The following is a 24,928-nucleotide window of genomic DNA, read 5'->3' as shown; positions in this document are numbered from 1 at the left end:
TTTCCCCAGGTCAGGGTGCGTAGGACCGTTCCGTTGTCCCGCATGTCCCGAGGGCCGTTGCGGCCGGGGCGGCGGGCGGCCGAGGCTGTGACGACGAGCGGGGACGGACCTCCGGACGACCGTCACCCGCCGCCCTCGTCCCAGCCGTTGCCCTTGCCCTTGCCCTTGCCCTTGCCCGTGCCCGTGCCTTCGGGGGAGACACCCGTGCCCAGGACCGCCCTGCTCGCCGCTTCCGCCGCCCTCGCCATGACGGCCGCTCTCGCCGTGACCGCCTGCGCGGAGCAGGGAAGCGGAACGAGGCTCGCCCCCGCGCCGGCCACCGAGGCGCAGATACATGCGTCCCCGCCCGGCGCCGCCTCCGATGCGGCGGCCCGGACCGTCGGACGGCTCCCCGCCTGCTCGGCCGCCGGCGGCAAGGTGACGGTCGCCGCGGTCCCCCGGCCCGTGAACCACCTGCTCCTCATCCTCGGCAACACCGGGTCCAGCCGCTGTGCCGCCTACGGCTACCCCCGCCTGCGCTTCGACCAGGACCAGGCGGTCGCTCACGTCATGCCCGGCAGCCGGCCGCACGCCGTGGTCACCCTGGCACCGGGGCAGTCCGCGTACGCAGCCGTCCGCACCTCGGGCGCTGATGGTGGTGCCGCCGCGAGTATTCGTCCGGCCCGCGTCCTGACGGTGCACTTCGCGGACGCGTCCGCCGTCGGCACGACCGGCACCCCGGTCCGGCTCGCCCTGCCCGAGGGCACCTCCGTCGACGACTCGGCGGCCGTCTCCTTCTGGCAGGCCACGCCCGGCGACGCCCTCACGCGGTGACCGGACCGCGCCCCGGGCCGGGGGAGGGCCGGGCCACCTCGATGGGGTGGTGCCGGCCCAGGACGTACGCGTTTCCGTCCTCGAACTCGACGCGCTTGCGGGCCGGCTGTACGCCCCGCACGTCCCGGACGACGTGCGGGATGCCGCCGACGGTGATGACGTCCCCTACGAGCACACCGTCCCCGGTCACGGTGACGGTGGTGATCCTGCGACGGTCGGGCATCGGTGAACTCCCCTTGTGCAACGACAGAGTGTGATGTCTCCGTGGCGCTGCGGTGACGGTACTGCTGTTCACGAAAGGCGGCAAGGTCAGGGGTGAGCTCTGGTCGCGCTCCGCCAACGTGCCTACTGTGTAAGCCGATGAGGCCCGTAGCGGAGGATCGGACGGCTGTGCCCAAGGCGGAGGACAACGCGTGCGACCGGCGCTCGCTCCACGAGCGCATCGCGGCGGACCTGCGGGACGAGATCATGTCCGGTGACATCCCGCCGGGCGGCAGCGTGCCGTCGACCCGGCAGCTCAAGAGCCGCTTCGTGGCCTCCAACGCGACGGTGCAGAAGGCACTCCAGGTACTGAAGGCCGAAGGCCTCGTCGTGGGACGCCCCGGCGCGTCCGTCACCGTCCGCCCGCACCGGCAGCGCACCCTGCGGCCCGCCTGGCGCCCGCGCCGCGACGGGAGCAGGCTGCTGGACGTCGCCGAGGTCCGGCCGCCGGCGGACGTCGCCGCGGCGATGAACCTGATGAAGACCGGAACGGCCCTGCTGCGTTCCCGGATCGTGCTCTTCGACGACGAGCCCGTCGAACTGGTCAAGTCCTACTACCCGCTCGACATCGCGCGCGGCACCCCGATGATGGAGCGCCGCACCATAGGGGAAGGCGCCCCGGCGCTCCTGGCGGAGCTGGGCCACCCGCCGCGCCGCTGCGTGGACCAGGTGTCCGCGCGCGTGCCCACCCAGGAGCAGTACAGGGCGCTGGAGATGCCGGGTGATCTGCCGGTGCTGCGGACGTTCCGCGTGATCTACGGCGACGGGGACCGGCCGATCGAGGTCAGCGTCATGGCCAAGGCGGGGCATCTCCAGGAGCTGGAGTACGGGTTTCCCTGACGGGAAGTCAGGGGGATCGCTGTGCGGTTGTTCTTCGGCTGCGGGTCGTCGGTGGCTGATCGCGCAGTTCCCCGCGCCCCTTCGGGCGCGGGGATGAATCATGACGCCAGCGTCAAATGCGTCCCCGGGCGCCAGTGTTCGCCGCGCCGCTTCGCCGCGTACATGGCCTCGTCCGCGCCGCGCAGCAGGTCCGACAGGCCGGCGCCGGGGCGGAACGCCTTGCGGCACACGCCGATCGAGGCGCGCGGGGTCAGGGTGGCGCGGCCGGTGTCGAGCGGGGCCGACAGGCGGGCCGAGAGGCCGTGGGTCAGCTCCGCATCCAGGTCCGCCTCGGGGGCGAGGCGGACGAGGGCGGCGAACTCGTCGCCGCCCAGCCGCGCGGCGAAGCCGCCGTGCTCCGCGCACCAGGCGTCGAGGCGCCGGCCTACGGCGGCGATCACCTGGTCGCCCACGGCGTGGCCGTGGGTGTCGTTGATCTGCTTGAAGCCGTTGAGGTCCAGCAGCAGTACGGCCGCGTGCGGGTGCCGGAGGGCGCGCAGGGCGCGGCCGGTGAACCCGTCCCGGCCCATCAGGCCCGTCAGCGGGTCCCGGCGGGCGGAACGGAGCCTGCGGGCCAGGAAAAAGGCGTGGGTGATCCAGCCGACGGTCGGAGCGGCGACGGGCAGGGCCTGGAGTACGAGGTTCATCGGGCACCTTCCGGTTCCTCGGGCGACGGGCGTGCAGCGGGAGTCGCGGTCCGGGCGTGCCTGCAGGTGAACGTGCCTGTTCACGGGGCACTCGGGGTGTGCTCACCGGGGCCGCGGACGGCCCGATCGCGCCGTGGTGGCGGTGGACCGGGCCGTCATGCCGCACATCCCCCGTTTCGGGCGGCGAGGCGCGCGGGTCCCTCCCGGAGCGGCCCGGAACATCCGAAATGCGGTCGGTGGCGGCCGATATGCGGTCCCGGGCGGTGCCGGGCGTCGGACAATCCGGATATCGCGGTGCGGTCGCGGGGGGCGGGGAGTGGACGCCGCGGTATGCGCTCTTCCGCGGTCCGGGGCTCGGCCGTCCGGGGTCTTTCGAAGCGCGCGCGGGGGCCGTGCCGAAACGATTTCTTCCGTGGGACGTACGGATTCCGGGGGTGTCCGGCGGGGCCCGGCGCAGGCCGTGCGGCAGCGGTGGAGGTTTATCCGCAGCCGGTCATGCTTGCGAGGGAATGGGGAGCGGAGGTGGGTTCGGTGGAGATTCGGTGGGCAATTCTGGTCTCGCGACGTCGAAACAGCGCCGGGGCGGTCGGCCAACCACCTGGCAACGACCGGTAGTTCGAAGTTCCGTACTGGAGGAATTGAGATGGCAAGCACCCGCACTGCCGCCCGCGTTCTCGCCGCTGTCGCGGCCCTGCCCATGGCTGTCCTGCTCTTCTCGGGCATGGCCCAGGCCGCCGACGACGGCGGCCAGTTGGCCAACCGGGGATCGAATGCGGCCGCGGCCGGCCTCGTCGGGAGCGGCGTGGGTCACAACAACCACGGCAACTCGGACACCACGCAGCAGCAGTCCACCGGTACCGGAGCCAGTAACCAGGCCAATACGGCCAGCGTCAACAGGTCCGGTCATACGGCGATCCGCCAGGACAACGTCACCGTCCGCTTCACCAACCTCTGGTGAGCCCGGCGTGACCACCGGCGCCCGGGAGCCGAGCACCGGGTGATGTGGTGAGAGTGGACAGGGTCTGTACGATCCGCGCGGCGGCACTCCGGTGCCGCCGCGCGTCGTTGTTGCGGGGACCTTGACAGCCCTCGGATATCTGACGGACAGTCAGAAATCGTGAGCGACCTCCACCGGCTCCTCAGGCTCTACGAAGGGCGCCCCGCCGCCGTCGCGGCCCGCGGCCCGGACCCCGTCAACCGCCCCATGATCAGACACTGGTGCGAGGCCCTGGGCGACACCGGCGCCGCCTACCGGGGCGAGGACGCCGTCGCCCCGGCCGCCATGCTCCAGGTCTGGACCATGCCCGGTCTGGGCGGCCCCTCCAGCAGATCCCCGGCCCTCGACGAGGTGTTCGCCCTCCTCGACGGCGCGGGCTTCACCGCCGTCGTCGCGACCGACTGCGAACAGGAGTACCTGCGGCCCCTGCGCCCCGGAGACGAGATCACCTTCGACTCCGTGATCGAGTCGGTCTCGCCGTGCAAGACGACCCGGCTCGGCGTCGGCCACTTCCTCACCCGGCGCACGGAGATCCGCGCGGGCGGCGAGCTCGCCGGAATCCAGCGCTTCCGCATCCTCAAGTACGCCCCCGCGCGGCGCACTCCGGCCCCCGCCGAACGGCCGCGCCCGGTCGTGGGCCGCGACAACGCCGGATTCTGGGAGGGCGTCGCCGCCCACCTCCTGCTGATCCAGCAGTGCGACGACTGCACGGAACTGCGCTTCCCCTGGCTGCCCGGGTGCGGGCACTGCGGGTCCCCGCGGTGGACGGCCGTGGCGGCCTCCGGTGCGGGCACGGTGCACGCGTACGTGATCGTGCACCACCCGCCCGCCCCCGGATTCGACCCGCCCTACGCCGTCGCGCTGGTCGAACTCGCCGAAGGAGTACGGATGATCAGCAACATCACCGGGGTCGGACCGGGCGGGGTGCACATCGGTATGCCTGTCGAGCTGGAGTTCCTACGGGTGAACGAGAGAGACGGCGAAAGGGAGTTGCCGGTGTTCCGGGCCCTGGAGGAGGGCGCATGACGCCGAAGAAGGGGGACGCCCTCCCTCCGCTGACCATTCCCGTCACCCGCACCCTCGTCATCGCGGGCGCCCTCGCCTCCCGCGACTACCAGGACGTGCACCACGACCCCGAGGCCGCACGGGCCAAGGGCGCCCCCGACATCTTCATGAACATCCTCACCACCCAGGGCCTCGTGGGCCGTTACCTCACCGACCACTTCGGCCCGGACGCCGTCCTGCGCAAGGCCGCCATCCGGCTCGGCGTCCCCAGCCACCCGGGGGACGAGCTGGTCCTCACCGGCACGGTCGGCTCCGTCGACGGGACAACGGTCGTCGTCGACGTCATCGGCACCAACCGCCTCGGCCGCCACGTCACCGGCACGGTGACCCTGGACCTGCCGGGGAGCGCGCCGTGAACGGCGGCTTCGGCGGCAGGGCCGCCATCGCCGGCATCGGCGCCACGGCGTTCTCCAAGAACTCCGGCCGCAGCGAACTCGCCCTGGCCGCCGAGGCCGTACGGGCCGCGCTGGACGACGCCGGGCTCGCGCCCGGCGACGTCGACGGCATGGTCACCTTCACCATGGACACCAGCCCCGAGATCGCCGTGGCCCGGGCCGCCGGCATCGGGGAACTGTCCTTCTTCTCCCGCGTCCACTACGGGGGCGGCGCCGCCTGCGCCACCGTCCTGCAGGCCGCCCTCGCCGTCGCGGCCGGCGTCGCCGGAGCCGTCGTCTGCTACCGCGCCTTCAACGAGCGCTCCGGCCGCCGCTTCGGCGCGGGCGTACGGCACCGGGAACCCTCCGCCGAGGGCGTGGCCCTGGGCTGGACCCTGCCGTTCGGGCTGCTCACCCCGGCCTCCTGGGCCGCCATGCAGGCGAGCCGCTACCTCCATCTCCACGGCCTGGAACCGGAGGTCTTCGGCCACGTCGCCGTCACCGACCGCCGGTACGCCGCCACCAACCCGGCCGCGTACTTCCACGGCCGTCCCATCACCCTCGCCGAGCACGCCGCCTCCCGCTGGATCGCCGAACCGCTGCGGCTGCTCGACTGCTGCCAGGAGACCGACGGCGGACAGGCCTTCGTCGTCACGAGCACCGACCGGGCCCGGACGCTCCGGCACCCGCCCGCCGTGATCACCGCGGCGGCCCAGGGCGCGGCCGCGGGCCAGGAGCAGATGACGGGCTTCTACCGCGGCGAGCCCGGCCGCCTCCCCGAGGCCGGCGTCGTCGCGCGGCGGCTGTGGCGCGACAGCGGGTTGAGGCCCTCCGACATCGACGTCGGCATCCTCTACGACCACTTCACCCCGCACGTCCTCATGCAGTTGGAGGAGTTCGGCTTCTGCGCACCGGGCGAGGCAGGCGAGTTCGTCGCCGCGGACCGGTTGCCGCTCAACACCCACGGCGGCCAGCTGGGCGAGGCGTACCTGCACGGCATGAACGGCATCGCCGAAGCCGTGCGGCAGTTGCGGGGCAGCGCGGCCAACCAAGTTGCGGACGTCGCGCATGTGCTCGTCACCGCCGGAACCGGTGTTCCCACGTCCGGGCTGCTTCTCGGCGCAGACGGATGAACCGAGGGCGTGTCACCGCCGGACGGCCCCGTCCGGCCCCCTTGACTCGCCCTTATGGACCGACGAAGGAAGATCATCGGATACATCGTCGCCCTGTTGGCGGCGCTGGCCCAGGTGGTCACCCAGGCAGCAGCGCCCGTCACCGCCGCCCCGGCACTCCTGGGCCTGGGCGGCGCCTCCGTTTTCCGGGGGCAGGCGTTCGACACCTGCCAGGCCCCGCCGCTGACCACCCTCAGCGCCTGGGCCGCGTCCGAGTACCGCGCCGTGGGCGTCTACTACAGCGGCCGCGCACGGGCCTGCCCGCGCCAGACCTACCTCAGCGCCCGCTGGCTCACCGGCGCCCGCGATCTCGGCTGGAAGGTCCTGCCGATCTTCGTCGGCTCGCAGTCGCCCTGCGTCCGCGCCGCCAGCAAGAAGGGCTACCCCATCGGGGACGACCCCTACGACCAGGGCTGGGACGAGGGCATGGACGCGGTGCACGACGCGAGCGAGCTCGGCATCGCGCAGCGCAGCGCGCTCTACCTCGACATGGAGGCGTACAACGACAAGAACGACGACTGCGCCGACACCACCCTCACCTTCATCCGCTCCTGGAGCGCCGCGGTCAGGCAGAAGGGATATCTGCCCGGCTTCTACAGCAGCGCCGAGTCGGGCGTCCGCCACCTCGAGCGCGCCCGCCGGGCCGGGATGGACGACCTCCCCGAGGCCGTCTGGTTCGCCCGCTGGAAGGCCTCGCCGAACACGGCCAAGGAGCCGACGCTGTCCTCCACGTCCTGGTCGCCGCACCGCAGGATCCATCAGTACGCGGGCAACGTGACCGAGACCTACGGCGGCCGCAAGCTGACCATCGACCGCAACCTCGTCGACGCACCGGTCGCGGTGATCGACTGACGGAGATCCTCCGGGCTCCCCCTCCAGGAGGTGTGGCGGAGCCGTTTCGTACGACCTGAGGGGGAGCGCGCTTCGGCACCTCCGGCCGATCCGCCGGGGACGGGTGCGCTCCTAGCGTTGAAGCATGACAGTGACCTCGACGTCCGTGTGTGCCGGCGCCTCCACCGCTGCCGTGTACCCGTCGTTCTCCTCGTACGTCCGGGCACGCGGCCCGGTGCTGCAGCGCACCGCCCGTTCGCTGACCTCGAACCCCTGCGATGCCGAGGATCTGCTGCAGACGGCCCTCACCAAGACGTACCTGGCGTGGGACCGGATCGAGGACCACCGGGCGCTGGACGGCTACGTGCGCCGGGCTCTGGTCAACACGCGCACCTCGCAGTGGCGCAAGCGCAGGGTCGACGAGTTCCCCTGCGAGGAGCTGCCGGAGGCGCCGCAGGGCGCCGGCGACCACGCAGAGCCGGTGGCTCTGCGTGATGCGATGTGGCGCGCCGTGCACCGGCTGCCGGACCGGCAGCGGGCCATGGTCGTTCTCAGGTATTACGAGGACCTCACCGAGGTGCAGACCGCGGAACTGATGGGGGTGTCGGTCGGCACGGTGAAGAGTGCGGTGTCGCGTGCGCTGGGCAAGTTGCGGGAGGATCCTGAGCTTTCTTGTGCGGCTTGAGGCCGTCCTTTGGTTGCTCGCGCAGTTCCCCGCGCCCCTTACGGGGCGATGACCGTCACCTTCAGCTCCCCCTCCGCGTACTGGCGGCGCAGGACCTTCTTGTCGAATTTGCCCACCGACGTCTTCGGCACGGCCGGGACCGGTGCCCAGCGTTCCGGGAGCTGCCAGCGGGCGACGCGCTCGCCGAGGAAGCTGCGCAGCTCCGGCCAGCCGGCGGTCGCGCCGTCGCGCAGGACGACCGTGGCCAGCGGGCGCTCGCCCCACTTCTCGTCGGGGACGGCGATGACGGCCGCCTCCGCGACGTCCGGGTGGGCCATCAGGTGGTTCTCCAGCTCGCACGAGGAGATCCACTCGCCGCCGGACTTGATGACGTCCTTGGCCCGGTCGGTGAGGGTCAGATAGCCGTCGGGGGACATCGTGCCGATGTCGCCCGTGCGCAGCCAGCCGTCCTCGCTGAACTTGTCCGCGGGCCGGAAGGGCTCGCCGTCCTTGCCGCCGTAGTACGCGCCCGCGATCCACGGGCCGCGCACCTCCAGCTCGCCGGCCGACGTGCCGTCCCACGGCAGGAACCGTCCGTCCGGGCCGGCCAGCCGGAACTCCACCGAGGCGGGCAGCAGGCCCTGGGTGACCCGGTAGGGCCAGGCCTCCTCCGGGCTCAGGCCGGGCGGCGGGTAGGCCACCGAGCCCAGCGGCGAGGTCTCGGTCATGCCCCAGGCCTGGACGATGCGCAGCCCGTGCCGCTCCTCGAAGTCCTTCATCAGCGAGGGCGGGCAGGCGGAGCCGCCGCTGACGACCGTGTGCAGCGAGGAGACGTCGCGCGGGCGGGCGTCCAGCTCGGCCAGCAGGCCCTGCCAGATGGTCGGCACGCCCGCGGTGACGGTAGGCCGCTCGGCCTCGATCATGTCCGCGAGGGGCGCGGGCTGCAGGAAGCGGTCCGGCATCAGCAGTGCGGAGCCCGCCATGAAGGCCGCGTGCGGCAGGCCCCAGGCGTTGACGTGGAACATCGGCACGACCGGCAGACAGGTCTGTGCCGGGGTCAGCCCGAAGGAGGCCGCGGCGTTGACCTCCATCGCGTGCAGATAGACCGAACGGTGGCTGTAGGCGACGCCCTTGGGCTCGCCGGTGGTGCCGGAGGTGTAGCAGAGGGCCGCGGCCTGGCGCTCGTCGAGCTCGGGCCACGGGTAGGGGTCCGCTGGCTGTGCCGCGAGCAGTTCCTCGTAGTCGTGCACCTGCGGGCGCACGTCCGCCAGCGCGGAAAGGTCGCCCGGCCCGGAGACGATCACGTGCTCCACGTCGTCCAGGTACGGCAGGAGCGGTGCGAGGAGCGGCAGCAGCGTGCCGTTGACGAGGACGATGCGGTCGCCGGCGTGCCGCATGATCCAGGCGAGCTGCTCGGGAGGCAGCCGGAGGTTGAGGGTGTGCAGGACCGCGCCCATGGAGGGGACGGCCAGGTACGCCTCCAGGTGCTCGGCGTTGTTCCACATCAGGGTCGCCACGGGCTCCCCCTCGCGGGCGCCGAGCCCGTGCAGGGCGTGGGCGAGCCGTGCGGCCCGCGCCCCGACGTCCGCGAAGCTGCGGCGGTGCGGTTCGCCGGTGCCGGTCCAGGTGGTGACCAGGGCCCGGCCGTGCACTCCGGAGCCGTGGGCCAGGATGCGTGCGACGGTCAGCGGTACATCCTGCATAGTGCTCAGCACCGGAGCCTCCCCTTAGGCTTTGCGCGACTGCGTCAGGGGCGATTCTGCTGCCGTATCCGGCGGTAAGTCACTAGTTCCGGACCGAGCCGTTCCCCCGGCCTCCGAACCACCCCGCCGCGACGGCCGCCACCGCGATCGCGCACACCCCGTTCCAGCCCCACGCGGCGAAGGCCGGGCCCGCCAGGGCCGATGCGCTCGCGCCGCCGATGAAGGCGGACACCACGTACGCCGTGTTCGCCGTCGACGGCATCGAGGTGGCCCCCAACGCCCGGGTCTGGTTGGCCACCTGACCCGCCATCAGACCGGCGTGGATCAGCACGGCCGCCGCGCACAGCGCCCAGATCCGGTGCCCGCCCAGCCAGAACAGCGGGAGGGACAGCGCCGCCAGCACATAGCCGGCCGTCACCACCCGGCGTGGGCCGAAGCGGTCGATCAGGGTGCCCGAGACCGGGGCGACGGCGGTCGAGGTCAGGCCGAACAGGCCGAAGAGGCCCGCCGTGCCCGTCGACAGGTGGAACGGCTGCGGTGCCGTCAGCAGCAGAGACAGCGTCGTCCACAGGGAGCTCCACGCGCCGAACAGGCCGGCCTGGCGCAGGCACGCCGCCCGGAGGTCGGCGGAGGAGCGCAGCAGGCGGGGCAGGCCCGCGATGTTCTTCAGCGGGTTGGACGCGCGCCGCGGGCGTGTTTCGCGCGGCAGCAGCAGGGCCGTCAGCAGGCCGACCGTCACCGTGAGTGCCGCGGCGCCGAAGAACACCGGGCGCCAGCCGAAGGCCTGGCCGGCCAGGCCGCCCAGTACCCGGGCCGCGACGATGCCGGTGAACAGACCCGCCACCACCGCCGCCACGTGCCGGCCGCGCCGGTCCGCGGGCGCGCGCTCGGCCACGAGCGGGACGAGCAGCTGCGGGACGACCGTGCCGGCGCAGGCCACCAGCACCGCCGCCGCCAGCGCGGGCAGGCCCGGCGCGAGCCCGGCGGCGACGAGGGCCACGCCCGCGAGGCCGGACAGCGCGGCGACGAGGCGGCGGCGGTCGGCCGTGTCCCCGAGCGGGGCGAAGGCCAGCAGGCCGATGGCGTAGCCGAGTTGGGCGACGGAGGCGATCCAGCCGGCGGAGGAGGGCGAGGCGCCGAAGCTGCGGGCGATGAGCCCGAGCAGCGGGGCGGCCAGATAGATGTTGGCGGCGGTGACGGCGGTGCACAGCGCGATGACGGGGAGCAGGAAGGCGGGGGCTCTGTCGGTGACTATGGGCGTTGCGGGTGCTGTGGGTGTCGTGGGTGTCGTGGTGACGGTCATGAGCGGTGGAGGCCCCCGTGTGTGTAACCAACTGGTTGGTTGTGAATCTCGCAGAGCGGTCATGGGCTGTCAACCGAATAGTTGGTTACGCTGAGCGCATGGGAGCAACCAGGGACCCCGAGGCGACCAAGGCCCGCATCTTCGCCGCGGCCACCGCCGAGTTCGCCGCGCACGGCATCGCCGGGGCGCGCGTGGACCGGATCGCGCGCGAGGCCAGGGCCAACAAGCAGCTGATCTACGCCTACTTCGGGAACAAGGCCGAGCTCTTCTCCCAGGTCCTGGAGAAGCGGCTGATGGAGCTCGCCGTCGCCAACCCCGTCGACGCGGAGGACCCCGACGGCTGGATCGACCGCCTCTTCGACTATCACGCCGCCCACCCCGAGCTGGTCCGGCTCGTCTTCTGGGAGGGCCTGGAGTACGGCACCGGCGGCATCCCGCACGAGGACGAGCGCCGGGGCCACTACGCACGCAAGGTCGCGGCCTTCGCCGAGGCCCAGGAGAAGGGCGTCATCAGCGACGCCGTCCCGGCGCAGGACCTGCTCTTCCTCATGATCGCGCTGGCCTCCTGGGCCACCGTGCAGCCGCAGATGCGGCGGATCGTCGTCGGGGACACGGAGGGGGACCTGACGCGATTGCGGGGTTCCCTGCGGACGGCTGCGCGGAGGCTGACGGAGCGTCACCCCTGACGGGGTGCGCACTGACCCATCGGACTGGCCCTAGTTGGTGGCGATCTTCGCCAGCAGGTCCACGATCCGGCCCTGCACCTCCGCGCTCGTCGAGCGTTCCGCCAGGAACAGCACCGTCTCGCCCGAGGCCAGGCGCGGCAGTTGCGAGGGGTCCATGTCCGCGGACGTGTAGACGACGAGCGGGGTGTGGCTGAGCAGGCCGTTGCCGCGCAGCCAGTCGACGATGCCGGCCCGGCGGCGGCGCACCTGCATCAGGTCCATCACCACCAGGTTCGGGTGCGTCTGCTGCGCGAGCTGCACGGCCTCGGCGTCCGTCGCCGCGCACACCACGTGCATGCCGCGGCGCTCCAGCGTGGCCCGGAGCGCGCCCGCGACCGGCTCCTGCTCCTCGATCAGCAGCACCCGCGGCGGGTGCATCTCGCTGTCGCGCGGGGCCAGCGCCTTGAGCAGGACGGCCGGGTCGGCGCCGTACGCGGCCTCCCGCGTGGCCTGCCCGAGACCGGCCGTCACCAGTACCGGGACCTCCGCCGCGACCGCCGCCTCGCGCAGCGACTGCAGCGCGGTGCGGGTGATCGGGCCGGTCAGCGGGTCGATGAACAGCGCCGCCGGGTAGGCCGCCTTCTGGGCGTCGACCTCCTCGCGCGAGTGCACGATCACCGGGCGGTAGCCGCGCTCGGTCAGCGCGGACTCCGTGGACGCGTCCGGGGCCGGCCAGACCAGCAGCCGCCGCGGGTTGTCCAGCGGCTCCGGGGGCAGCTCGTCGTCCATCGGCGGCCGCACCGGCTCGACGACCTCGACGGCACCGCCCGGCCCGTCCAGCGGTTCGGGGCCCTCGGAACCCTCGTCCGGGGCGCCGACCGCGAAGGCGCGGCCCTCCGGGAGCGGGTGCGGGCGGGCGGGCGCCGCCGGTGCCGGGGCGGCCTGCGCCTTGGCCTCGCGCGGGGTGTCGGCGGGGTTCGCGAGCTTGCGGCGCCGTCCCGAACCGACGGCGGTGCCGCCGGCCGGGGTCTCCCCGGCGCCGGGGCCCTGGCCGAGGGTGCGCACGCTGATGGGCCGCGGGGCGGGGGGCCCGTCCTGCGGGGTGCTGCCGCCCGGCTCCTCGGCGAGGGCACGCCGGGCCCGGCGGCGCCCGGTGCCGGGGTTGGGGTTCGGGGAACCCCCGCTCTCCGCGGGGGAGTCGGCGGGCCGGGGCGCCGCGTCCGTCTCCGGCGCGGGGGGCGTCTTGTCCGGCTCGTCCGCGGGCTGCCCGTGCCGGGGCCGCTCGCTCTCGGGACGTGCGGGCCCGTCCGGCGTGGCGACGGCCTGCTCGGGCCGCGTGTGGGCCGGGGCCGCCGCCGCTGCCGCCTCCGGCGCGGCTGCCCGGGCGGGCTGCTCCTGCGGGAGCGCGCCGGGACCACCCGGCGCCACAGGCACGAACGGCGGTGTGCCGTGCAGGAACGCGGCCGTACCGCCCTGCGGCACGCTGTCGCCTGCGGCGGGCGTCGGCTCCTGAGCGGCCGGGGCCGGGTCGTTCCGCGGCGCGGTCGCTGTCGGTTCCTGGAGGAACGCCGATGTGCCGCCGCCCTGCGCGTGGTTGCCGCTGTCGCCCGCCGCAGGCGGGAATGCTGCATCGGCGATACGAGGACCGGCAGCCGTCGTCGGCTCCTGGAGGAATGCGGCGATGCCGCCACCCTGCGGGTGGTTGCCGCCGTCGCCCGCCGCAGGCGGGAACGCTGCGTCGCCGTTACGAGGCGTCGCCGACGGCTCCGCCAGGAACGCCGACGTACCGCCCCTCTGCGAGCGCTCCCCGTTGTCGTCCGGTGCCGCAGGCGTGAACTCGGGCTTGCCGTCCCGCGGTTCGGCCGCTCGCTCCCGCGGGGCCTCCTCGGGCGCCGCGGGCGGGAACGGTACGGGGGTGGGCGGGTGCTCGTGCAGGAACGCCGCCATGCCGCCGCCCTGCAGGCCCGGCTGCGCCGCAGCGGGCTTCTCCGGCGCGGGCGGCGCCGATGCGGCCGGGCTGTCCTCGCCGGAGGCGAACCCGTCGTCGGCCGGCTTGCGCGGTGCGGGGGTGGCCGGCTTGGCCGGGCGGTCCGCCTCGGCCGGCGGGAGGGCGAACGCGGTGCGGGGCGCGGTCGGTTCCGGGGCCTGGCGGCCGGGGGCGGGGACCGCGGCGCGGCGGGCGCGCCGGCCCGCCGGCTGCGCCGTGCGGTCCGCTTCCGCGGGGGGCAGGGCGAACGCGGTGCGCGGCGCCTCCGCCGCCACCGGTTCGCGGCGTGCCCGGCGGCCCGTCGGTGCGGCGGCCGGCTGCGGGGTCTCCTCCTCGGCGCGGGCGGGGCCGCGCCGCCGCCCGGTCGGCTGGGCGGCGGGCTCGCCGTCGGCCTTGGCGGGGACCGTCTCCTCCGCCGTCCCCCGCGCCCGCTGCGCGGGCATCGGCATCACGGTCGTACCGCCGCCGATGCTCGCGTTCGGGTCGGGCCGCAGGTCGGAGCCGGTCACGGGGGTGCCGTCCGCCGAGACGGGCACCTCCAGTACGTACGCCCGGTCGTGCTTCTGCAGCACGCCGCCGTGCTGCTGCACGATGCCGCGCACGATCGGCTGGTGCACCGGGCTGCCGCCGGGGTGCGGGCCGCGCACCTCGATGCGGACGACCTCGCCGCGCTGGGCGGCCGCCACCACGATCGTCGAGTCGCCCGCGGCCGTCTTGCCGGTCGCGTCGATGCCGGCCACGTCCGCGACCAGGTGTGCGAGCGCCCGGGCGAACTGCTCCGCGTCGACCTCCGCCTCGATGGCGGGGGCGTGCACCGCGAACTGCGCGCGCCCGGGGCCGATCAGCTCGACGGCGCCCTCGACGCCCGCCGCGACGACCTCGTCGAGCCCGGCCTTGGCGCGCTCCAGCTTCGCGGTGCCGGTGTCGAGCTGCTGGTAGGCCAGCACGTTGTCGACGAGGGCGGTCATCCGCCCGTACCCGGCGGCGAGGTGGTGCAGGATCTGGTTGGCCTCGGGCCACAGCTGGCCCGCGGGGTCGTCGGCCAGGGTGCCGAGCTCGGCGCGGAGTTGGCCGAGGGGGCCGCGCAGCGCGTCGTCCAGGACGGCGAGCAGCTGGGCGTGGCGTGCGGCGAGTGCGTCGTAGGGGCGCCGGTCGGTGAAGGTCATCACGGCGCCGACCAGCTGGTCCCCGTCGCGCACGGGCGCGGTCGTCAGGTCGACGGCCACCGCGCGCCCGTCCTTGGCCCACAGCACCTGTGCGCGCACCCGGTGCTTGCGCCCGGAGCGGAGGGTGTCGGCGATGGGGGACTCGTCGTAGGGGAAGGGGGAGCCGTCCGCGCGCGAGTGGTGGATCAGCGGGTGCAGCTCGCGGCCGCCGAGGTCGCTCGCGCGGTAGCCGAGGATCTGTGCGGCGGAGGGGTTGACGAGGACGACCTTGCCCGCGGTGTCGACGCCGACCACGCCCTCGGCCGCCGCGCGCAGGATCATCTCGGTCTGGCGCTGCTGGCGGGCGAGTTCGGCCTCGGTGTCGAGGGTGCCGGTGAGGTCGCGGACGACGATCATCAGCAGCTCGTCGCCCGTATAGGGCTGCGGGTCGGCGTAGGGGGTGCGGCCGTCCTCCAGGTTGGTGCTGGTCACCTCGACCGGGAAGCGGGTGCCGTCGGTGCGCCGGGCGATCATGCGGGTGGGCCGGGTGCGCCCGCCCTCCTCCTGCGGGAGCCGCATGGAGCCGGGGATGCGCCGGGAGTCGAAGTCCGGCAGCAGGTCGAGCAGCCCGCGGCCGACGAGACCGGTGCCGGGCACCTCGAAGGTCTCCAGCGCGATGTGGTTGGCGTTGACGACGGTGCCGTTGCAGTTGACGAGCAGCAGGGCGTCGGGGAGGGCGTCGAGTATGGCTGCGAGGCGAGCAGCGCCTCGGGATGGCCTGCTGCTCACGACGACGCTTCCTCCCTGGTTACCGCACCTTGCCGCCCGCGCCGGGTGGGGAATGGTCCGCTCCGGCGGGGGTCACTGGGGGGCAGTCTACGGGCTGCCGAGGCGGGCGCGACGGCGGTGGACGGGTGTGGCGGACCGTCCGGACATGCCTCGTGTGTCAGGTCATGGCACGGGCTTTCGGCTCGCCGAACAGAATGGAGAACTTGTCCCAGCGGGCTGTTTCGCACCCGTTCGTCCTGTTGAACTGCGCGTCCACCGGTCGTCCCGCCCAGCGGCCGGTGACGTGGGCCTGCTGCGGCCCGCCGTAGATCATCGGACAGATCTGATCCTTGGGCACGGGTGCAAAGGGGTCCTTGCCCCATGTGGTCCCGCCGTCGAGCTGCTTGCAGGCGTCCGCGGCGCGCGGGTGGGTGCTCCCGGTCGACGGGTGACAGTAGAGATGAAAGGTGCCCTCCAGATCTCCGCTGTGGGTGATCGTGACGACGAGGTGGTCGGCGGCCTGCTGCTCGGGCAGCGGGATCGGCGCGGCGCCGGCGGTGGCGGTGGCGCCGGCGGCGGCGAGCAGGGCCGGCGCCGCCAGGGCGGCGGCTGCGAGGGCCAGGCGGTGGAGCGGCATGCAGGGACTCCAAGGACGGGTGCGTGCCGGAGGCCGGCACGGGGGAGGGGATCCGCCCCGGCCCGTCTAACGCGCCAGTGCGCCGCGCGTTGCGCACCCGGAACGCCTTTGCCCCCGGTGCCGGAAGCCCGGTACCGTAGGGTGCGATTGGTGATGAGGCACGAAGCTGTGTCATCATCTGCACCAACGCTCGCGCCCGCGCGGGTGTGCTGGAGGCGTCGCCTAGTCCGGTCTATGGCGCCGCACTGCTAATGCGGTTTGGGACTTAAATCCCATCGAGGGTTCAAATCCCTCCGCCTCCGCAGTAGAGGCCCCGGTTGTCGATCACGACAGCCGGGGCCTCTTGCGTTGCCGTTTGTGTCGCCGTTTTGCCGTTTCCGCAGGTCAGGCGGGGTGGACAGAACGGATTTCGCCTCCCGGCGCAGTTCATGTAATGTTGCTCCTGCAACGCCGACCGGCAAGGAAACAAGCCGGGAAGCCGAGCGCTCGTAGCTTAACGGATAGAGCACTTGACTACGGATCAAGAGGTTGCAGGTTCGAATCCTGCCGAGCGCACAGTCGGGAAGCCGGTTTCCGGTTCTTCTCGTCCGTCGCGGGGTGGAGCAGCTCGGTAGCTCGCTGGGCTCATAACCCAGAGGTCGCAGGTTCAAATCCTGTCCCCGCTACTAAGACCACAGGCCCGGTACTTCGGTACCGGGCCTGTGGCGTTTCCGCTACCCCCGCAGCCCCAGCACGTCCGCCAGCTCACGCCACTGCTCCCGGGGCAGGCGCACGTTCAGCTGGTCCGGCACCACGGCCTGCACCGCGAGGTGGTCGGCCCCGGCCGCGAGGAACGCGTCCACCCGCTTCCGGACGGCGTCCCCGTCGCCCAGTGCGAAGAGTGCGTCGATCAGACGGTCGCTGCCGCCGCCGGCGAAGTCCGCCTCCTCGAAGCCGAGCCGCAGCAGGTTGTTGGTGTAGTTCGGCAGCGCCAGGTACAGGGCGAGGTAGTCGCGGGCCGTGGCACGGGCCCGGGCGAGGTCGGTGTCCAGGACGACCTTCAGTTCCGGTGCGAGCACCGCCCCGGCGCCCAGCCGCTCCCGTGCCTGCGCCGTGTGCTCCGGCGTGACGAGGTACGGCACGGCGCCCGCCGCCCGGTCCCGCGAGAGCTCCAGCATCTTCGGGCCGAGCGCGGCGAGCAGTCGCTGCGAGGCGGGCAGCGGCACGGGTGCGCTGTCCAGTCCGTCCAGGTACGTCTTCATCGCGGAGTACGGGCGGGCGTAGGCTTCCGCGCGCTTGCTGTGGCTCACGCCGAGCCCGAGGACGAACCGCTCCCGCTGCCCGGTGGGGAGTGCCGCGTACTGTGCGGCCACGTCGGCGGCCTCGTGGTTCCAGATGCTCAGGATGCTGGTGCCCACGGTCGCCCGCTCCGTGGCCTCCAGGATGTGTGCCGCCTGGTGGATGCCGGGGCTGCCGCCGATCCAGAGCGTGCCGTAGCCGAGCTCCTCCAATTCCTGTGCCGCCTCGCGGACTTCGCCGAGCTGCTCGGGCGCGTCCACGCGGAGCCCGCCGCTCCAGATGCCGATGGTTCCCAGTGCTGTGTCCAGTGCCATGATCACGAAAACTGGAGGCGTCATCCGCTTATTCCCGGGGGTCCGGGCCCGCCGGATTCTCAGAGGTTTCACAGAATGCCGAAAGGGGGCTCTCACCCGCCCCCGGCACCATCGGATGCCATGACGCCGCCCTCCGGCCCGCCCAGCGGGCGCACCCAGCTGCTGCACGACGACGGAAGTCCCGTACGCGTCCTGGTCGTCGACGACGAGGCCTCGCTGGCCGACCTCCTCCGGCTCGCCCTCCGCTACGAGGGGTGGGACGTGCACACCGCGCCCGACGGTGCCGAAGCGGTGCGCCGCGCGCGGGAGTTCCGCCCGGACGCGGTCGTCCTCGACGTCATGCTGCCCGACATGGACGGCCTGGCCGTGCTCGGCCGGCTGCGGCGCGAGCTGCCGGACGTGCCGGTGCTCTTCCTCACCGCCAAGGACTCCGTGGAGGACCGGATCGCCGGGCTCACGGCCGGCGGCGACGACTACGTCACCAAGCCCTTCAGCCTGGAGGAGGTCGTCGCCCGGCTGCGCGGCCTGCTGCGCCGGTCCCGCGCCGTGGCGCCGCGCAACGAGTCCGTGCTGCAGGTCGGCGACCTGGTCCTGGACGAGGACAGCCACGAGGTCTCGCGCGCCGGCACCGACATCCACCTGACCGCCACCGAGTTCGAGCTGCTGCGCTTCCTGATGCGCAACCCGCGCCGGGTGCTCAGCAAGCCGCAGATCCTGGACCGGGTGTGGTCCTACGACTTCGGCGGCCAGGCCAACGTCGTCGAGCTCTACATCTCGTACCTGCGCAGAAAGATCGACGCCGGGCGCGACCCCATGATCCACACCCGGCGCGGCGCCGGCTACCTCATCAAGCCGGCCGTCCCCGCGTGATCCGTCGCCCCCGCCCCCTGCGCAACCGTCCCCTGCGCACCCGGCTCGTCGTCTCCACGGTCGCCCTGGTCGCCGTCGTGTGCGCGGTGATCGGCACGGTCACCACCATCGTGCTGCGCAGCTACCTCTACGGGCAGCTCGACGCCCAGCTGCACGAGGTGGCCGTGCGGGCCGCGGGCCGCCGCCCGCCGGAGCCGCACGAGAGCAGCCCGCTGCGCTTCGTGCGGGGCGGCGGCCAGCCGCTGGGCACCGTCGGCGCGCTCGTCGGCGCCGACGGACGGGTGCAGCAGTCGGCCGTGAGCACCCCGCCGGACTCCTCCTCCTGGCCCGGCGACGACGCGCTCGAACCGCTCACCGACGCCCAGAGCGACGCCCTCGGCCGGTTCGCCCGCGACGGCCGGGCGCACAACGTCGACCTGCCCGGGCGCGGGCAGTACCGGGCCCGGTCCGTCGCCGCCCCCGACGGCACCGTCTTCCTCGTCGGCATCCCCACCACGGCCGCCCAGGACACCCTGGGCACGCTGGTCGTCGTCGAACTGTGCGTCTCCGGTGCCGCGCTCGCCGCGGCCGGGATCGCGGCCGCCGCCACCGTGCGCATCGCCCTGCGGCCGCTGCGCCGCGTCGCCGCGACCGCCACCCGCGTCGCCCAACTCCCGCTGCACAGCGGCGAGGTGGCCCTGCACGAGCGGGTGCCCGAGACCGAGGCCGATCCGCGCACCGAGGCCGGGCAGGTGGGCGCGGCCCTCAACCGTATGCTGGGGCACGTCGGTTCGGCGCTGACGGCGCGGCAGGAGAGCGAGACGCGGGTACGGCAGTTCGTCGCCGACGCCAGCCACGAGCTGCGCACGCCCCTCGCCTCCATCCGCGGGTACGCCGAACTGACCCGCAGGGGAGCCGAGGAGACCGGCCCCGAGACCCGGCACGCCCTCGGGCGCATCGAGTCGGAGGCCCGCCGGATGACCGATCTGGTGGAGGACCTCCTGCTCCTCGCCCGCCTCGACGCCGTCCCCCAGCTACCTCCCCCAGCTACCGCTGGGGGTGCCCCCAGAGGTGCCCCCAGCCCGCTCTCGTCCACTGACGTCGACCTCTCTCCGCTCGTGGTCGACGCCGTGAGCGATGCGCGGGCGGCCGGTCCCGACCACACCTGGCGGCTGGACCTGCCGGACGCGCCCGCCTGCGTGCGCGGCGACCCGGCCCGGCTGCAGCAGGTGCTCGTCAATCTGCTGGCCAACGCCCGGACGCACACGCCGCCCGGGACGACCGTCACCGCACGGGTGCGGGGCGCCGCCGGTGGCGCGTGCGCCGTGCTGGAGGTCGAGGACGACGGGCCGGGTATCCCGCCCGACCTGTTGCCGCATGTCTTCGAGCGGTTCGCTCGCGGTGACGCCTCGCGCTCGCGTGCGGGGGGCGGTACGGGGTTGGGGCTGGCCATTGTGCGGGCCGTGGTGGATGCGCACGGGGGTACCGTTTCGGCTCGTAGCGGGCCGAGGCGTGGCACCGTTTTCACGGTGCGGCTTCCTGCATAGGGCGGTTCTTCGGGTGCGGGTCCGTCGTGGCCGGTCGCGCAGTTCCCCGCGCCCCTGACGGGGCGCGCTCGCGTACGCCCCTTCACAGGCGGCCCACAGGGTGATCACACGGTCGCGACAGCGCCGGCCGAGAGGGTCGGCGCATGACCAACCCTCCCGACTGTCCAACGCTACCGGCCCGTTCACCGCTTGCCGTCCGGCAGACGGCGACAGTGCTCGACGTCGTCGTCCCGGTGTACAACGAGGAGGACGACCTCGAAGCCTGCGTCCGCCGTCTCCACGCGCACCTCACGGCCACCTTCCCGTACGGCTTCCGCATCACCGTCGCCGACAACGCCAGCACCGACGGCACGCCCGAGGTCGCGGCCAGGCTCGACGACGCGATCGAGGAGGTCAGTGCCGTACGGCTGGAACAGAAGGGCCGCGGGCGGGCGTTGCGTACCGTCTGGTCGCTCTCCGACGCGCCCGTCCTGGCCTACATGGACGTCGACCTGTCGACCGACCTCAACGCCCTGCTGCCGCTGGTCGCCCCGCTGATCTCCGGCCACTCCGACCTCGCCATCGGGACCCGGCTGGCCGGAGGGTCGCGCGTGGTGCGCGGCCCCAAGCGGGAGTTCATCTCCCGCGCCTACAACCTCGTGCTGCGCACCGGGCTCGCGGCGCGCTTCTCCGACGCGCAGTGCGGCTTCAAGGCGATCCGCAAGGACGCGGCCGCGGCGCTGCTGCCGCTGGTCGAGGACACGGGCTGGTTCTTCGACACCGAACTGCTCGTGCTGGCCGAGCGGGCGGGGATGCGCATCCACGAGGTGCCGGTGGACTGGGTCGACGACCCGGACAGCTCGGTGCACATCGTGCGCACCGCCACCGAGGACCTGCGCGGCGTCTGGCGGATCGGCCGCGCGCTGGCCACCGGGGCGCTGCCGCTGGAGCGGCTGCGCAGGCCGTTCGGCGACGACCCGCGCGACCGGGCCGTGCCGGGCGTACCGCGCGGCCTGGCCGGGCAGTTGGTCGGCTTCTGCACCGTCGGTGCCCTGAGCACGCTCGCCTACCTGGGCCTGTACACGCTGTTCCGCATGGGCATGGGCCCGCAGGCCGCCAACGCGCTGGCGCTGCTGCTCTCGGCCGTGGCCAACACCGCCGCCAACCGCCGGCTGACCTTCGGTGTGCGGGGCCGCGAGCGGGCGATGCGCCAACAGGCCCAGGGCCTGGTGGTGTTCGCCATCGGCCTGGCCCTCACCAGCGGCTCCCTGGCCGCCCTCGGTGCGGCGGGCGGCAGTGCCTCGCACGGCGCCGAGCTCTCCGTCCTGATCGTGGCCAACCTCGCGGCGACGGCGCTGCGGTTCCTGCTGCTGCGGGCCTGGGTGTTTCCACAGGCTGTGCATACGGCCGTGCCGGACGGGGAACGTCCGCACAACGAGACGTCCGGGAGCCCCCGTTGATCTTCCGACGCGTCAACCCCGCTCTGCTCGTGCTCCTCGCGGCCACCGCCGCGCTCTATCTGTGGGACCTCAGCGCCTCCGGATACGCCAACCAGTTCTACGCCGCCGCCGCGCAGGCGGGCGGCGCGAGCTGGAAGGCCTTCTTCTTCGGCTCCTCCGACGCCGCGAACTCCATCACCGTCGACAAGCCGCCCGCCGCGATGTGGCCCATGGGCCTGTCCGTCCGGCTCTTCGGGCTCAGTTCGTGGTCGATCCTGGTCCCCGAGGTGATCATCGGCGTCGCCGCGGTCGGCGTGCTGTACGCCGCCGTGCGGCGGCACTTCGGTACGGCCGCGGGGCTGCTGGCGGGCGGGGTGCTCGCGCTCACCCCGGTCGCCGCGCTGATGTTCCGCTTCGACAACCCCGACGCGCTGCTGTGCCTGCTCATGGTGTGCGCCGTCGCGTGCGTGCTGCGGGCGTTGGAGCACGCGAGCACCAAGTGGCTGATGCTGGCCGGGCTCTGCTTCGGCCTGGGCTTCCTGACCAAGACCCTGCAGGCCTGGCTGATCCTCCCGGCGCTGGCCCTGGTGTACCTGGTGTGCGCGCCGACGCGGCCGCTGCGCCGGGTGGTCCAGCTCCTCCTCGCCGGGCTGGTGCTGGTCGTGGCCGGCGGCTGGTGGGTCGCGGTCGTCGAGCTCATGCCGGCCGCGTCGCGCCCGTACGTCGGCGGCTCGCAGCACAACAGCTTCCTGGAGCTGACCTTCGGCTACAACGGCCTCGGCCGCATCAACGGCAACGAGACCGGCAGCGTCGGCGGCGGCCCCGGCGGGGGCGGGCACGGTGGCGGCGGCCACTGGGGACAGCCCGGCATCGGGCGGCTGTTCGCCCCGGACACGGGCGGCCAGATCGCCTGGCTGCTGCCGGCCGCCCTGGTGCTGCTGGTGACGGTGCTGTGGCTGCTGCGGCGCGCGGGGCGTACGGACGTCCGCCGGGCGGCGTTCCTCGTCTGGGGCGGTGCACTGCTGATGACCGCTGCGATCTTCAGCTTCATGTCGGGGATCTTCCACCAGTACTACACGGTGGCCCTGGCCCCGTACGTGGCCGCGCTCGTCGCCATGGGCGTCGCGGTGCTGTGGGAGCGCCGGGCGGTGTCGCTGCTCGCGCTGGTGACGACGGGGACCGCGGGGTGGGCGTACGTCCTGCTGGACCGCACTCCGCACTGGCTGCCATGGCTGAAGTGGGCCGTCCTGGCGGCCGGCGTGGCGGCGGGCGTCGCCCTGCTGCTGGTCCGCCGCGGCGAGGGCCGCGCGGTGCGCTGGGCCGCGGTGCTCGCGGCGGGCAGCGCGCTGGCGGGTCCGTTCGCGTACACGCTGAACACGGTGAACTCCGCGCACGGCGGCTCGATCGTGACGGCGGGCCCGGCGGTGCGGGGCGGCTTCGGCGGGTTCGGCGGCGGACACGGCGGCCGGGGCGGTCCGGGTGGTCTGGGGGGTCCGGGCGCCCATGCGGGCAAGGCCGGTCGGCCCGGCGGCTTCCCGCCCGGCGGCTTCACACCGGGCAAGGGCGGCGGGATGCCGAAGGGGCGCGGTGACATGCCGGGCGGCATGGCCGGGCTGCTCGGCGGTCAGCGGGTGAGCAAGGCGGCAGCGGACCTGGTGGGGAAGGACGCCGGGAAGTACACCTGGGCCGCGGCGGCCGTCGGCTCGCAGACCGCGGCGGGCTACCAACTCGCCACGCAGCAGCCCGTGATGCCGGTCGGCGGCTTCAACGGCAGCGACCCCTCGCCCACGCTCGCGCACTTCCAGCAACTGGTGAAGGACGGTCGGATCCACTGGTTCATCGCCTCCGGCGGCGACCGGGGCGGCAAGGGTGGCAAGGGAGGCATGGGCGACCGGGGCGGCCGCGGTACGGCCGCGGAGATCACGGCGTGGGTGGAGGCGCACTTCGCCAAGGTCACGGTGGGGGGTGCGACCTTCTACGACCTGACGCGAGCCGGAAAATAAATCGCTTGTACGGCGTAGAGCGATCCTTGTACGGTGTACGACGCAAGCCAGTCGTGCACCGTACAAGGGGGAACACGCATGACGACGACGACCGCCGGCTCACCCGGCACCGAGGCCGCAGTGCGGCCACCGCGCAACCCGGCCCGCTGGATGATCCTCGGCGTCATCTGCCTCGCACAGCTCACCGTGCTGCTGGACAACACCGTGCTCACGGTGGCGATCCCGTCCCTGACGGAGGAGATGGGCGCGGCCACCTCCGACATCCAGTGGATGATCAACGCCTACTCGCTGGTGCAGGCCGGACTGCTGCTCACCGCGGGCAACGCCGCCGACCGCTACGGGCGCAAGAAGATGCTCGCCACGGGCCTCGCCCTCTTCGGCATCGGCTCGCTGCTGGCGTCCCTCTCCACGACCACCGGGGAACTGATAGCCGCCCGCGCCGGCATGGGCATCGGCGGAGCGCTGCTGATGACCACCACCCTGGCCGTCGTCGTCCAGGTCTTCGACGACGAGGAGCGCCCGAAGGCCATCGGCCTGTGGGGCGCGGTGGGTTCGCTCGGCTTCGCCGCCGGGCCGCTCATCGGCGGCGCCCTGCTCGACCACTTCTGGTGGGGCTCGATCTTCCTGATCAACCTGCCGGTGGCCCTGATCGGCCTGGTCGCGGTGCTCAAGCTCGTCCCCGAGTCGAAGAACCCGACCGGCGACCGGCCCGACCTGCTCGGCGCGCTGCTCTCGACGATCGGCATGACCGGCGTCACCTTCGCCATCATCTCCGGCCCCGGGCACGGCTGGACGTCCGCGCGCGTCCTCGTGTCGGCCGCGGTCGGCGCCGTCGCGCTGGCGGGCTTCGCGCTCTGGGAGCGCCGCATCCCGTACCCGATGCTGGACATGCACTTCTTCCGCAACCGCCGGTTCGTCGGCGCGGTCGCGGGCGGCATCCTCGTCGCCTTCGGCATGGGCGGCTCGTTCTTCCTGCTCACCCAGCACCTGCAACTCGTCCTGGGCTACGGCCCGCTGGCGACGGGCCTGCGCATGACCCCGCTCGCCCTGGTCATCGTCGTCCTCAACCTGACGGGCGTGGGCGCCCGGCTGCTGCCGAAGGTGGGCACCCCGGTGGCCATCGCGGGCGGCATGGGCCTGCTGGCGGCCGGCCTCGCGGCCATCGCGACGCTCGGCGCGCACGGGTACGGGGGCATGCTGCTGGGCCTGGTCCTGATGGGCACCGGCATCGCCCTGTCCATGCCGGCCATGGCCAACGCGATCATGTCGGCGATCCCGCCGGAGAAGGCCGGCGTCGGCGCCGGCGTCAACGGCACGCTGCAGGAGTGCGGCAACGGCCTGGGCGTGGCGGTGCTGGGCGCGGTCCTCAACTCGCGTTTCGCCGCGCTGCTTCCCGCAGTTGCAGCGGGGGCGGGGTCGTTGCCGGCGGCGCTGGAGCGGGCGCATTCGCCTGCGCAGCGGGCGGAGATCGCGGACGCGTTCGCCACTGGCGTGCACACCAGCCAGCTCGTGGGCGCAGTCCGGTGAACTCGGCGGCGGGGGAGTCCTGGAGCCGGGCGGGGTCGGTGCCCAGCAGGACGCCGAGGGCGTCGTTGGCGGTGCGTACGA

21 protein-coding genes and 3 tRNA genes are annotated in these 24,928 nt (G+C 73.5%); 17 read left to right on the top strand and 7 right to left on the bottom strand.

Going from position 1 to position 24,928, the window contains the following annotated elements:
* Positions 1-204 precede the first annotated feature (204 nt).
* Positions 205-813 carry a DUF4232 domain-containing protein gene (locus tag ACWD4B_RS26575; RefSeq protein ID WP_451423123.1) on the top strand — a complete coding sequence of 203 codons (609 nt, stop codon included), beginning with the start codon at positions 205-207 and terminating at the stop codon, positions 811-813.
* Here ACWD4B_RS26575 and ACWD4B_RS26570 read toward each other — a convergent pair.
* A complete protein-coding gene (locus ACWD4B_RS26570; protein WP_451423122.1) occupies positions 803-1,036 on the bottom strand; it encodes a hypothetical protein in 234 nt (77 codons plus the stop codon). The genes ACWD4B_RS26575 and ACWD4B_RS26570 overlap by 11 nt on opposite strands.
* 167 nt (positions 1,037-1,203) lie before the next feature.
* On the opposite strand from ACWD4B_RS26570, the gene ACWD4B_RS26565 reads away from it, so the two are divergent.
* Positions 1,204-1,914 carry a GntR family transcriptional regulator gene (locus ACWD4B_RS26565; RefSeq protein ID WP_451423121.1) on the top strand — a complete coding sequence of 237 codons (711 nt, stop codon included), beginning with the start codon at positions 1,204-1,206 and terminating at the stop codon, positions 1,912-1,914.
* 98 nt (positions 1,915-2,012) lie between these two features.
* Here the strand turns inward: ACWD4B_RS26565 and ACWD4B_RS26560 are convergent, their stop codons facing one another.
* Positions 2,013-2,600 (bottom strand): GGDEF domain-containing protein, encoded by a 588-nt coding sequence (locus ACWD4B_RS26560; RefSeq protein ID WP_451423120.1) that lies wholly within the window; start codon positions 2,598-2,600, stop codon positions 2,013-2,015.
* A gap of 643 nt (positions 2,601-3,243) precedes the next feature.
* Between ACWD4B_RS26560 and ACWD4B_RS26555 the strand changes: the two genes are divergently transcribed.
* From ACWD4B_RS26555 to ACWD4B_RS26530, 6 genes are all read left to right on the top strand, one after another.
* Positions 3,244-3,558 carry a hypothetical protein gene (locus tag ACWD4B_RS26555; RefSeq protein WP_336410397.1) on the top strand — a complete coding sequence of 105 codons (315 nt, stop codon included), beginning with the start codon at positions 3,244-3,246 and terminating at the stop codon, positions 3,556-3,558.
* A gap of 159 nt (positions 3,559-3,717) precedes the next feature.
* On the top strand, positions 3,718-4,623 hold the full coding sequence (locus ACWD4B_RS26550; RefSeq protein WP_451423119.1) for a bifunctional MaoC family dehydratase N-terminal/OB-fold nucleic acid binding domain-containing protein: 906 nt from the start codon (positions 3,718-3,720) through the stop codon (positions 4,621-4,623).
* Positions 4,620-5,018, top strand: coding sequence for a MaoC/PaaZ C-terminal domain-containing protein (locus ACWD4B_RS26545; RefSeq protein WP_451423118.1), 399 nt, complete (start codon positions 4,620-4,622; stop codon positions 5,016-5,018). The genes ACWD4B_RS26550 and ACWD4B_RS26545 overlap by 4 nt, the downstream gene beginning before the upstream one ends.
* Positions 5,015-6,169 (top strand): lipid-transfer protein, encoded by a 1,155-nt coding sequence (locus tag ACWD4B_RS26540; protein WP_451423117.1) that lies wholly within the window; start codon positions 5,015-5,017, stop codon positions 6,167-6,169. Before ACWD4B_RS26545 ends, ACWD4B_RS26540 begins: the two co-directional genes overlap by 4 nt.
* A gap of 54 nt (positions 6,170-6,223) precedes the next feature.
* A complete protein-coding gene (locus ACWD4B_RS26535) occupies positions 6,224-7,060 on the top strand; it encodes a DUF1906 domain-containing protein (RefSeq protein ID WP_451423116.1) in 837 nt (278 codons plus the stop codon).
* Positions 7,061-7,184: 124 nt separating this feature from the next.
* Positions 7,185-7,724 carry a SigE family RNA polymerase sigma factor gene (locus tag ACWD4B_RS26530; RefSeq protein ID WP_336410402.1) on the top strand — a complete coding sequence of 180 codons (540 nt, stop codon included), beginning with the start codon at positions 7,185-7,187 and terminating at the stop codon, positions 7,722-7,724.
* A gap of 38 nt (positions 7,725-7,762) precedes the next feature.
* On the opposite strand, the gene ACWD4B_RS26525 is transcribed toward ACWD4B_RS26530, so the two are convergent.
* Both ACWD4B_RS26525 and ACWD4B_RS26520 read right to left on the bottom strand, forming a co-directional pair.
* Positions 7,763-9,418: a long-chain fatty acid--CoA ligase gene (locus ACWD4B_RS26525; RefSeq protein WP_451423115.1), complete on the bottom strand. Its 1,656-nt coding sequence runs from the start codon at positions 9,416-9,418 to the stop codon at positions 7,763-7,765.
* A gap of 70 nt (positions 9,419-9,488) precedes the next feature.
* Positions 9,489-10,709: an MFS transporter gene (locus ACWD4B_RS26520; RefSeq protein ID WP_451423114.1), complete on the bottom strand. Its 1,221-nt coding sequence runs from the start codon at positions 10,707-10,709 to the stop codon at positions 9,489-9,491.
* Positions 10,710-10,807: 98 nt separating this feature from the next.
* Here ACWD4B_RS26520 and ACWD4B_RS26515 point away from each other — a divergent pair, with 98 nt between their 5' ends.
* Positions 10,808-11,395 carry a TetR family transcriptional regulator gene (locus ACWD4B_RS26515; RefSeq protein ID WP_451423113.1) on the top strand — a complete coding sequence of 196 codons (588 nt, stop codon included), beginning with the start codon at positions 10,808-10,810 and terminating at the stop codon, positions 11,393-11,395.
* A gap of 30 nt (positions 11,396-11,425) precedes the next feature.
* On the opposite strand, the gene ACWD4B_RS26510 is transcribed toward ACWD4B_RS26515, so the two are convergent.
* Both ACWD4B_RS26510 and ACWD4B_RS26505 read right to left on the bottom strand, forming a co-directional pair.
* The gene (locus tag ACWD4B_RS26510) at positions 11,426-15,295 is read right to left on the bottom strand and encodes a PAS domain-containing protein (RefSeq protein WP_451423112.1); all 3,870 of its coding nucleotides are present in this window, start codon (positions 15,293-15,295) and stop codon (positions 11,426-11,428) included.
* Positions 15,296-15,452: 157 nt separating this feature from the next.
* Complete coding sequence (locus tag ACWD4B_RS26505; RefSeq protein ID WP_451423111.1) at positions 15,453-15,911, bottom strand: SSI family serine proteinase inhibitor; 459 nt, start codon at positions 15,909-15,911, stop codon at positions 15,453-15,455.
* A 211-nt stretch (positions 15,912-16,122) separates the two neighbouring features.
* On the opposite strand from ACWD4B_RS26505, the gene ACWD4B_RS26500 reads away from it, so the two are divergent.
* The 3 genes from ACWD4B_RS26500 (at position 16,123) to ACWD4B_RS26490 (ending at position 16,576) form a co-directional block, all read left to right on the top strand.
* A tRNA-Ser gene (locus tag ACWD4B_RS26500) sits at positions 16,123-16,213 on the top strand.
* A 180-nt stretch (positions 16,214-16,393) separates the two neighbouring features.
* A tRNA-Arg gene (locus ACWD4B_RS26495) sits at positions 16,394-16,466 on the top strand.
* 36 nt (positions 16,467-16,502) lie between these two features.
* Positions 16,503-16,576: transfer RNA gene (locus ACWD4B_RS26490), tRNA-Met, on the top strand.
* Positions 16,577-16,624: 48 nt separating this feature from the next.
* Here the strand turns inward: ACWD4B_RS26490 and ACWD4B_RS26485 are convergent.
* On the bottom strand, positions 16,625-17,503 hold the full coding sequence (locus ACWD4B_RS26485; protein WP_451423110.1) for an LLM class F420-dependent oxidoreductase: 879 nt from the start codon (positions 17,501-17,503) through the stop codon (positions 16,625-16,627).
* 120 nt (positions 17,504-17,623) lie between these two features.
* On the opposite strand from ACWD4B_RS26485, the gene ACWD4B_RS26480 reads away from it, so the two are divergent.
* From ACWD4B_RS26480 to ACWD4B_RS26460, 5 genes are all read left to right on the top strand, one after another.
* Positions 17,624-18,373, top strand: coding sequence for a response regulator transcription factor (locus ACWD4B_RS26480; RefSeq protein WP_336410409.1), 750 nt, complete (start codon positions 17,624-17,626; stop codon positions 18,371-18,373).
* A complete protein-coding gene (locus ACWD4B_RS26475) occupies positions 18,373-19,899 on the top strand; it encodes a HAMP domain-containing sensor histidine kinase (protein ID WP_451423132.1) in 1,527 nt (508 codons plus the stop codon). Before ACWD4B_RS26480 ends, ACWD4B_RS26475 begins: the two co-directional genes overlap by 1 nt.
* Positions 19,900-20,042: 143 nt before the next feature.
* Positions 20,043-21,338, top strand: coding sequence for a glycosyltransferase (locus ACWD4B_RS26470; protein ID WP_451423109.1), 1,296 nt, complete (start codon positions 20,043-20,045; stop codon positions 21,336-21,338).
* Complete coding sequence (locus tag ACWD4B_RS26465) at positions 21,257-23,320, top strand: ArnT family glycosyltransferase (protein ID WP_451423131.1); 2,064 nt, start codon at positions 21,257-21,259, stop codon at positions 23,318-23,320. Before ACWD4B_RS26470 ends, ACWD4B_RS26465 begins: the two co-directional genes overlap by 82 nt.
* A 78-nt stretch (positions 23,321-23,398) precedes the next feature.
* Positions 23,399-24,847, top strand: a complete 1,449-nt coding sequence (locus ACWD4B_RS26460; protein ID WP_451423108.1) for an MFS transporter — start codon at positions 23,399-23,401, stop codon at positions 24,845-24,847.
* Positions 24,848-24,928: the final 81 nt, after the last annotated feature.

Source organism: Streptomyces sp. NPDC002536, from assembly GCF_053594995.1.
Note: the sequence above shows the minus strand (reverse complement) of the source record. Positions and strands in the feature narration are given on the sequence as shown.

What these genes read in the sequence shown, in the direction of transcription:
- ACWD4B_RS26520 (WP_451423114.1), bottom strand. Translation starts at nt 10,709, where the DNA reads ATGACCGTCACCACGACACCCACGACACCCACAGCACCCGCAACGCCC.
- ACWD4B_RS26470 (WP_451423109.1), top strand. Translation starts at nt 20,043, where the DNA reads ATGACCAACCCTCCCGACTGTCCAACGCTACCGGCCCGTTCACCGCTT.
- ACWD4B_RS26505 (WP_451423111.1), bottom strand. Translation starts at nt 15,911, where the DNA reads ATGCCGCTCCACCGCCTGGCCCTCGCAGCCGCCGCCCTGGCGGCGCCG.
- ACWD4B_RS26560 (WP_451423120.1), bottom strand. Translation starts at nt 2,600, where the DNA reads ATGAACCTCGTACTCCAGGCCCTGCCCGTCGCCGCTCCGACCGTCGGC.
- ACWD4B_RS26515 (WP_451423113.1), top strand. Translation starts at nt 10,808, where the DNA reads ATGGGAGCAACCAGGGACCCCGAGGCGACCAAGGCCCGCATCTTCGCC.
- ACWD4B_RS26555 (WP_336410397.1), top strand. Translation starts at nt 3,244, where the DNA reads ATGGCAAGCACCCGCACTGCCGCCCGCGTTCTCGCCGCTGTCGCGGCC.
- ACWD4B_RS26535 (WP_451423116.1), top strand. Translation starts at nt 6,224, where the DNA reads ATGGACCGACGAAGGAAGATCATCGGATACATCGTCGCCCTGTTGGCG.
- ACWD4B_RS26545 (WP_451423118.1), top strand. Translation starts at nt 4,620, where the DNA reads ATGACGCCGAAGAAGGGGGACGCCCTCCCTCCGCTGACCATTCCCGTC.
- ACWD4B_RS26570 (WP_451423122.1), bottom strand. Translation starts at nt 1,036, where the DNA reads ATGCCCGACCGTCGCAGGATCACCACCGTCACCGTGACCGGGGACGGT.
- ACWD4B_RS26485 (WP_451423110.1), bottom strand. Translation starts at nt 17,503, where the DNA reads ATGGCACTGGACACAGCACTGGGAACCATCGGCATCTGGAGCGGCGGG.
- ACWD4B_RS26480 (WP_336410409.1), top strand. Translation starts at nt 17,624, where the DNA reads ATGACGCCGCCCTCCGGCCCGCCCAGCGGGCGCACCCAGCTGCTGCAC.
- ACWD4B_RS26530 (WP_336410402.1), top strand. Translation starts at nt 7,185, where the DNA reads ATGACAGTGACCTCGACGTCCGTGTGTGCCGGCGCCTCCACCGCTGCC.
- ACWD4B_RS26460 (WP_451423108.1), top strand. Translation starts at nt 23,399, where the DNA reads ATGACGACGACGACCGCCGGCTCACCCGGCACCGAGGCCGCAGTGCGG.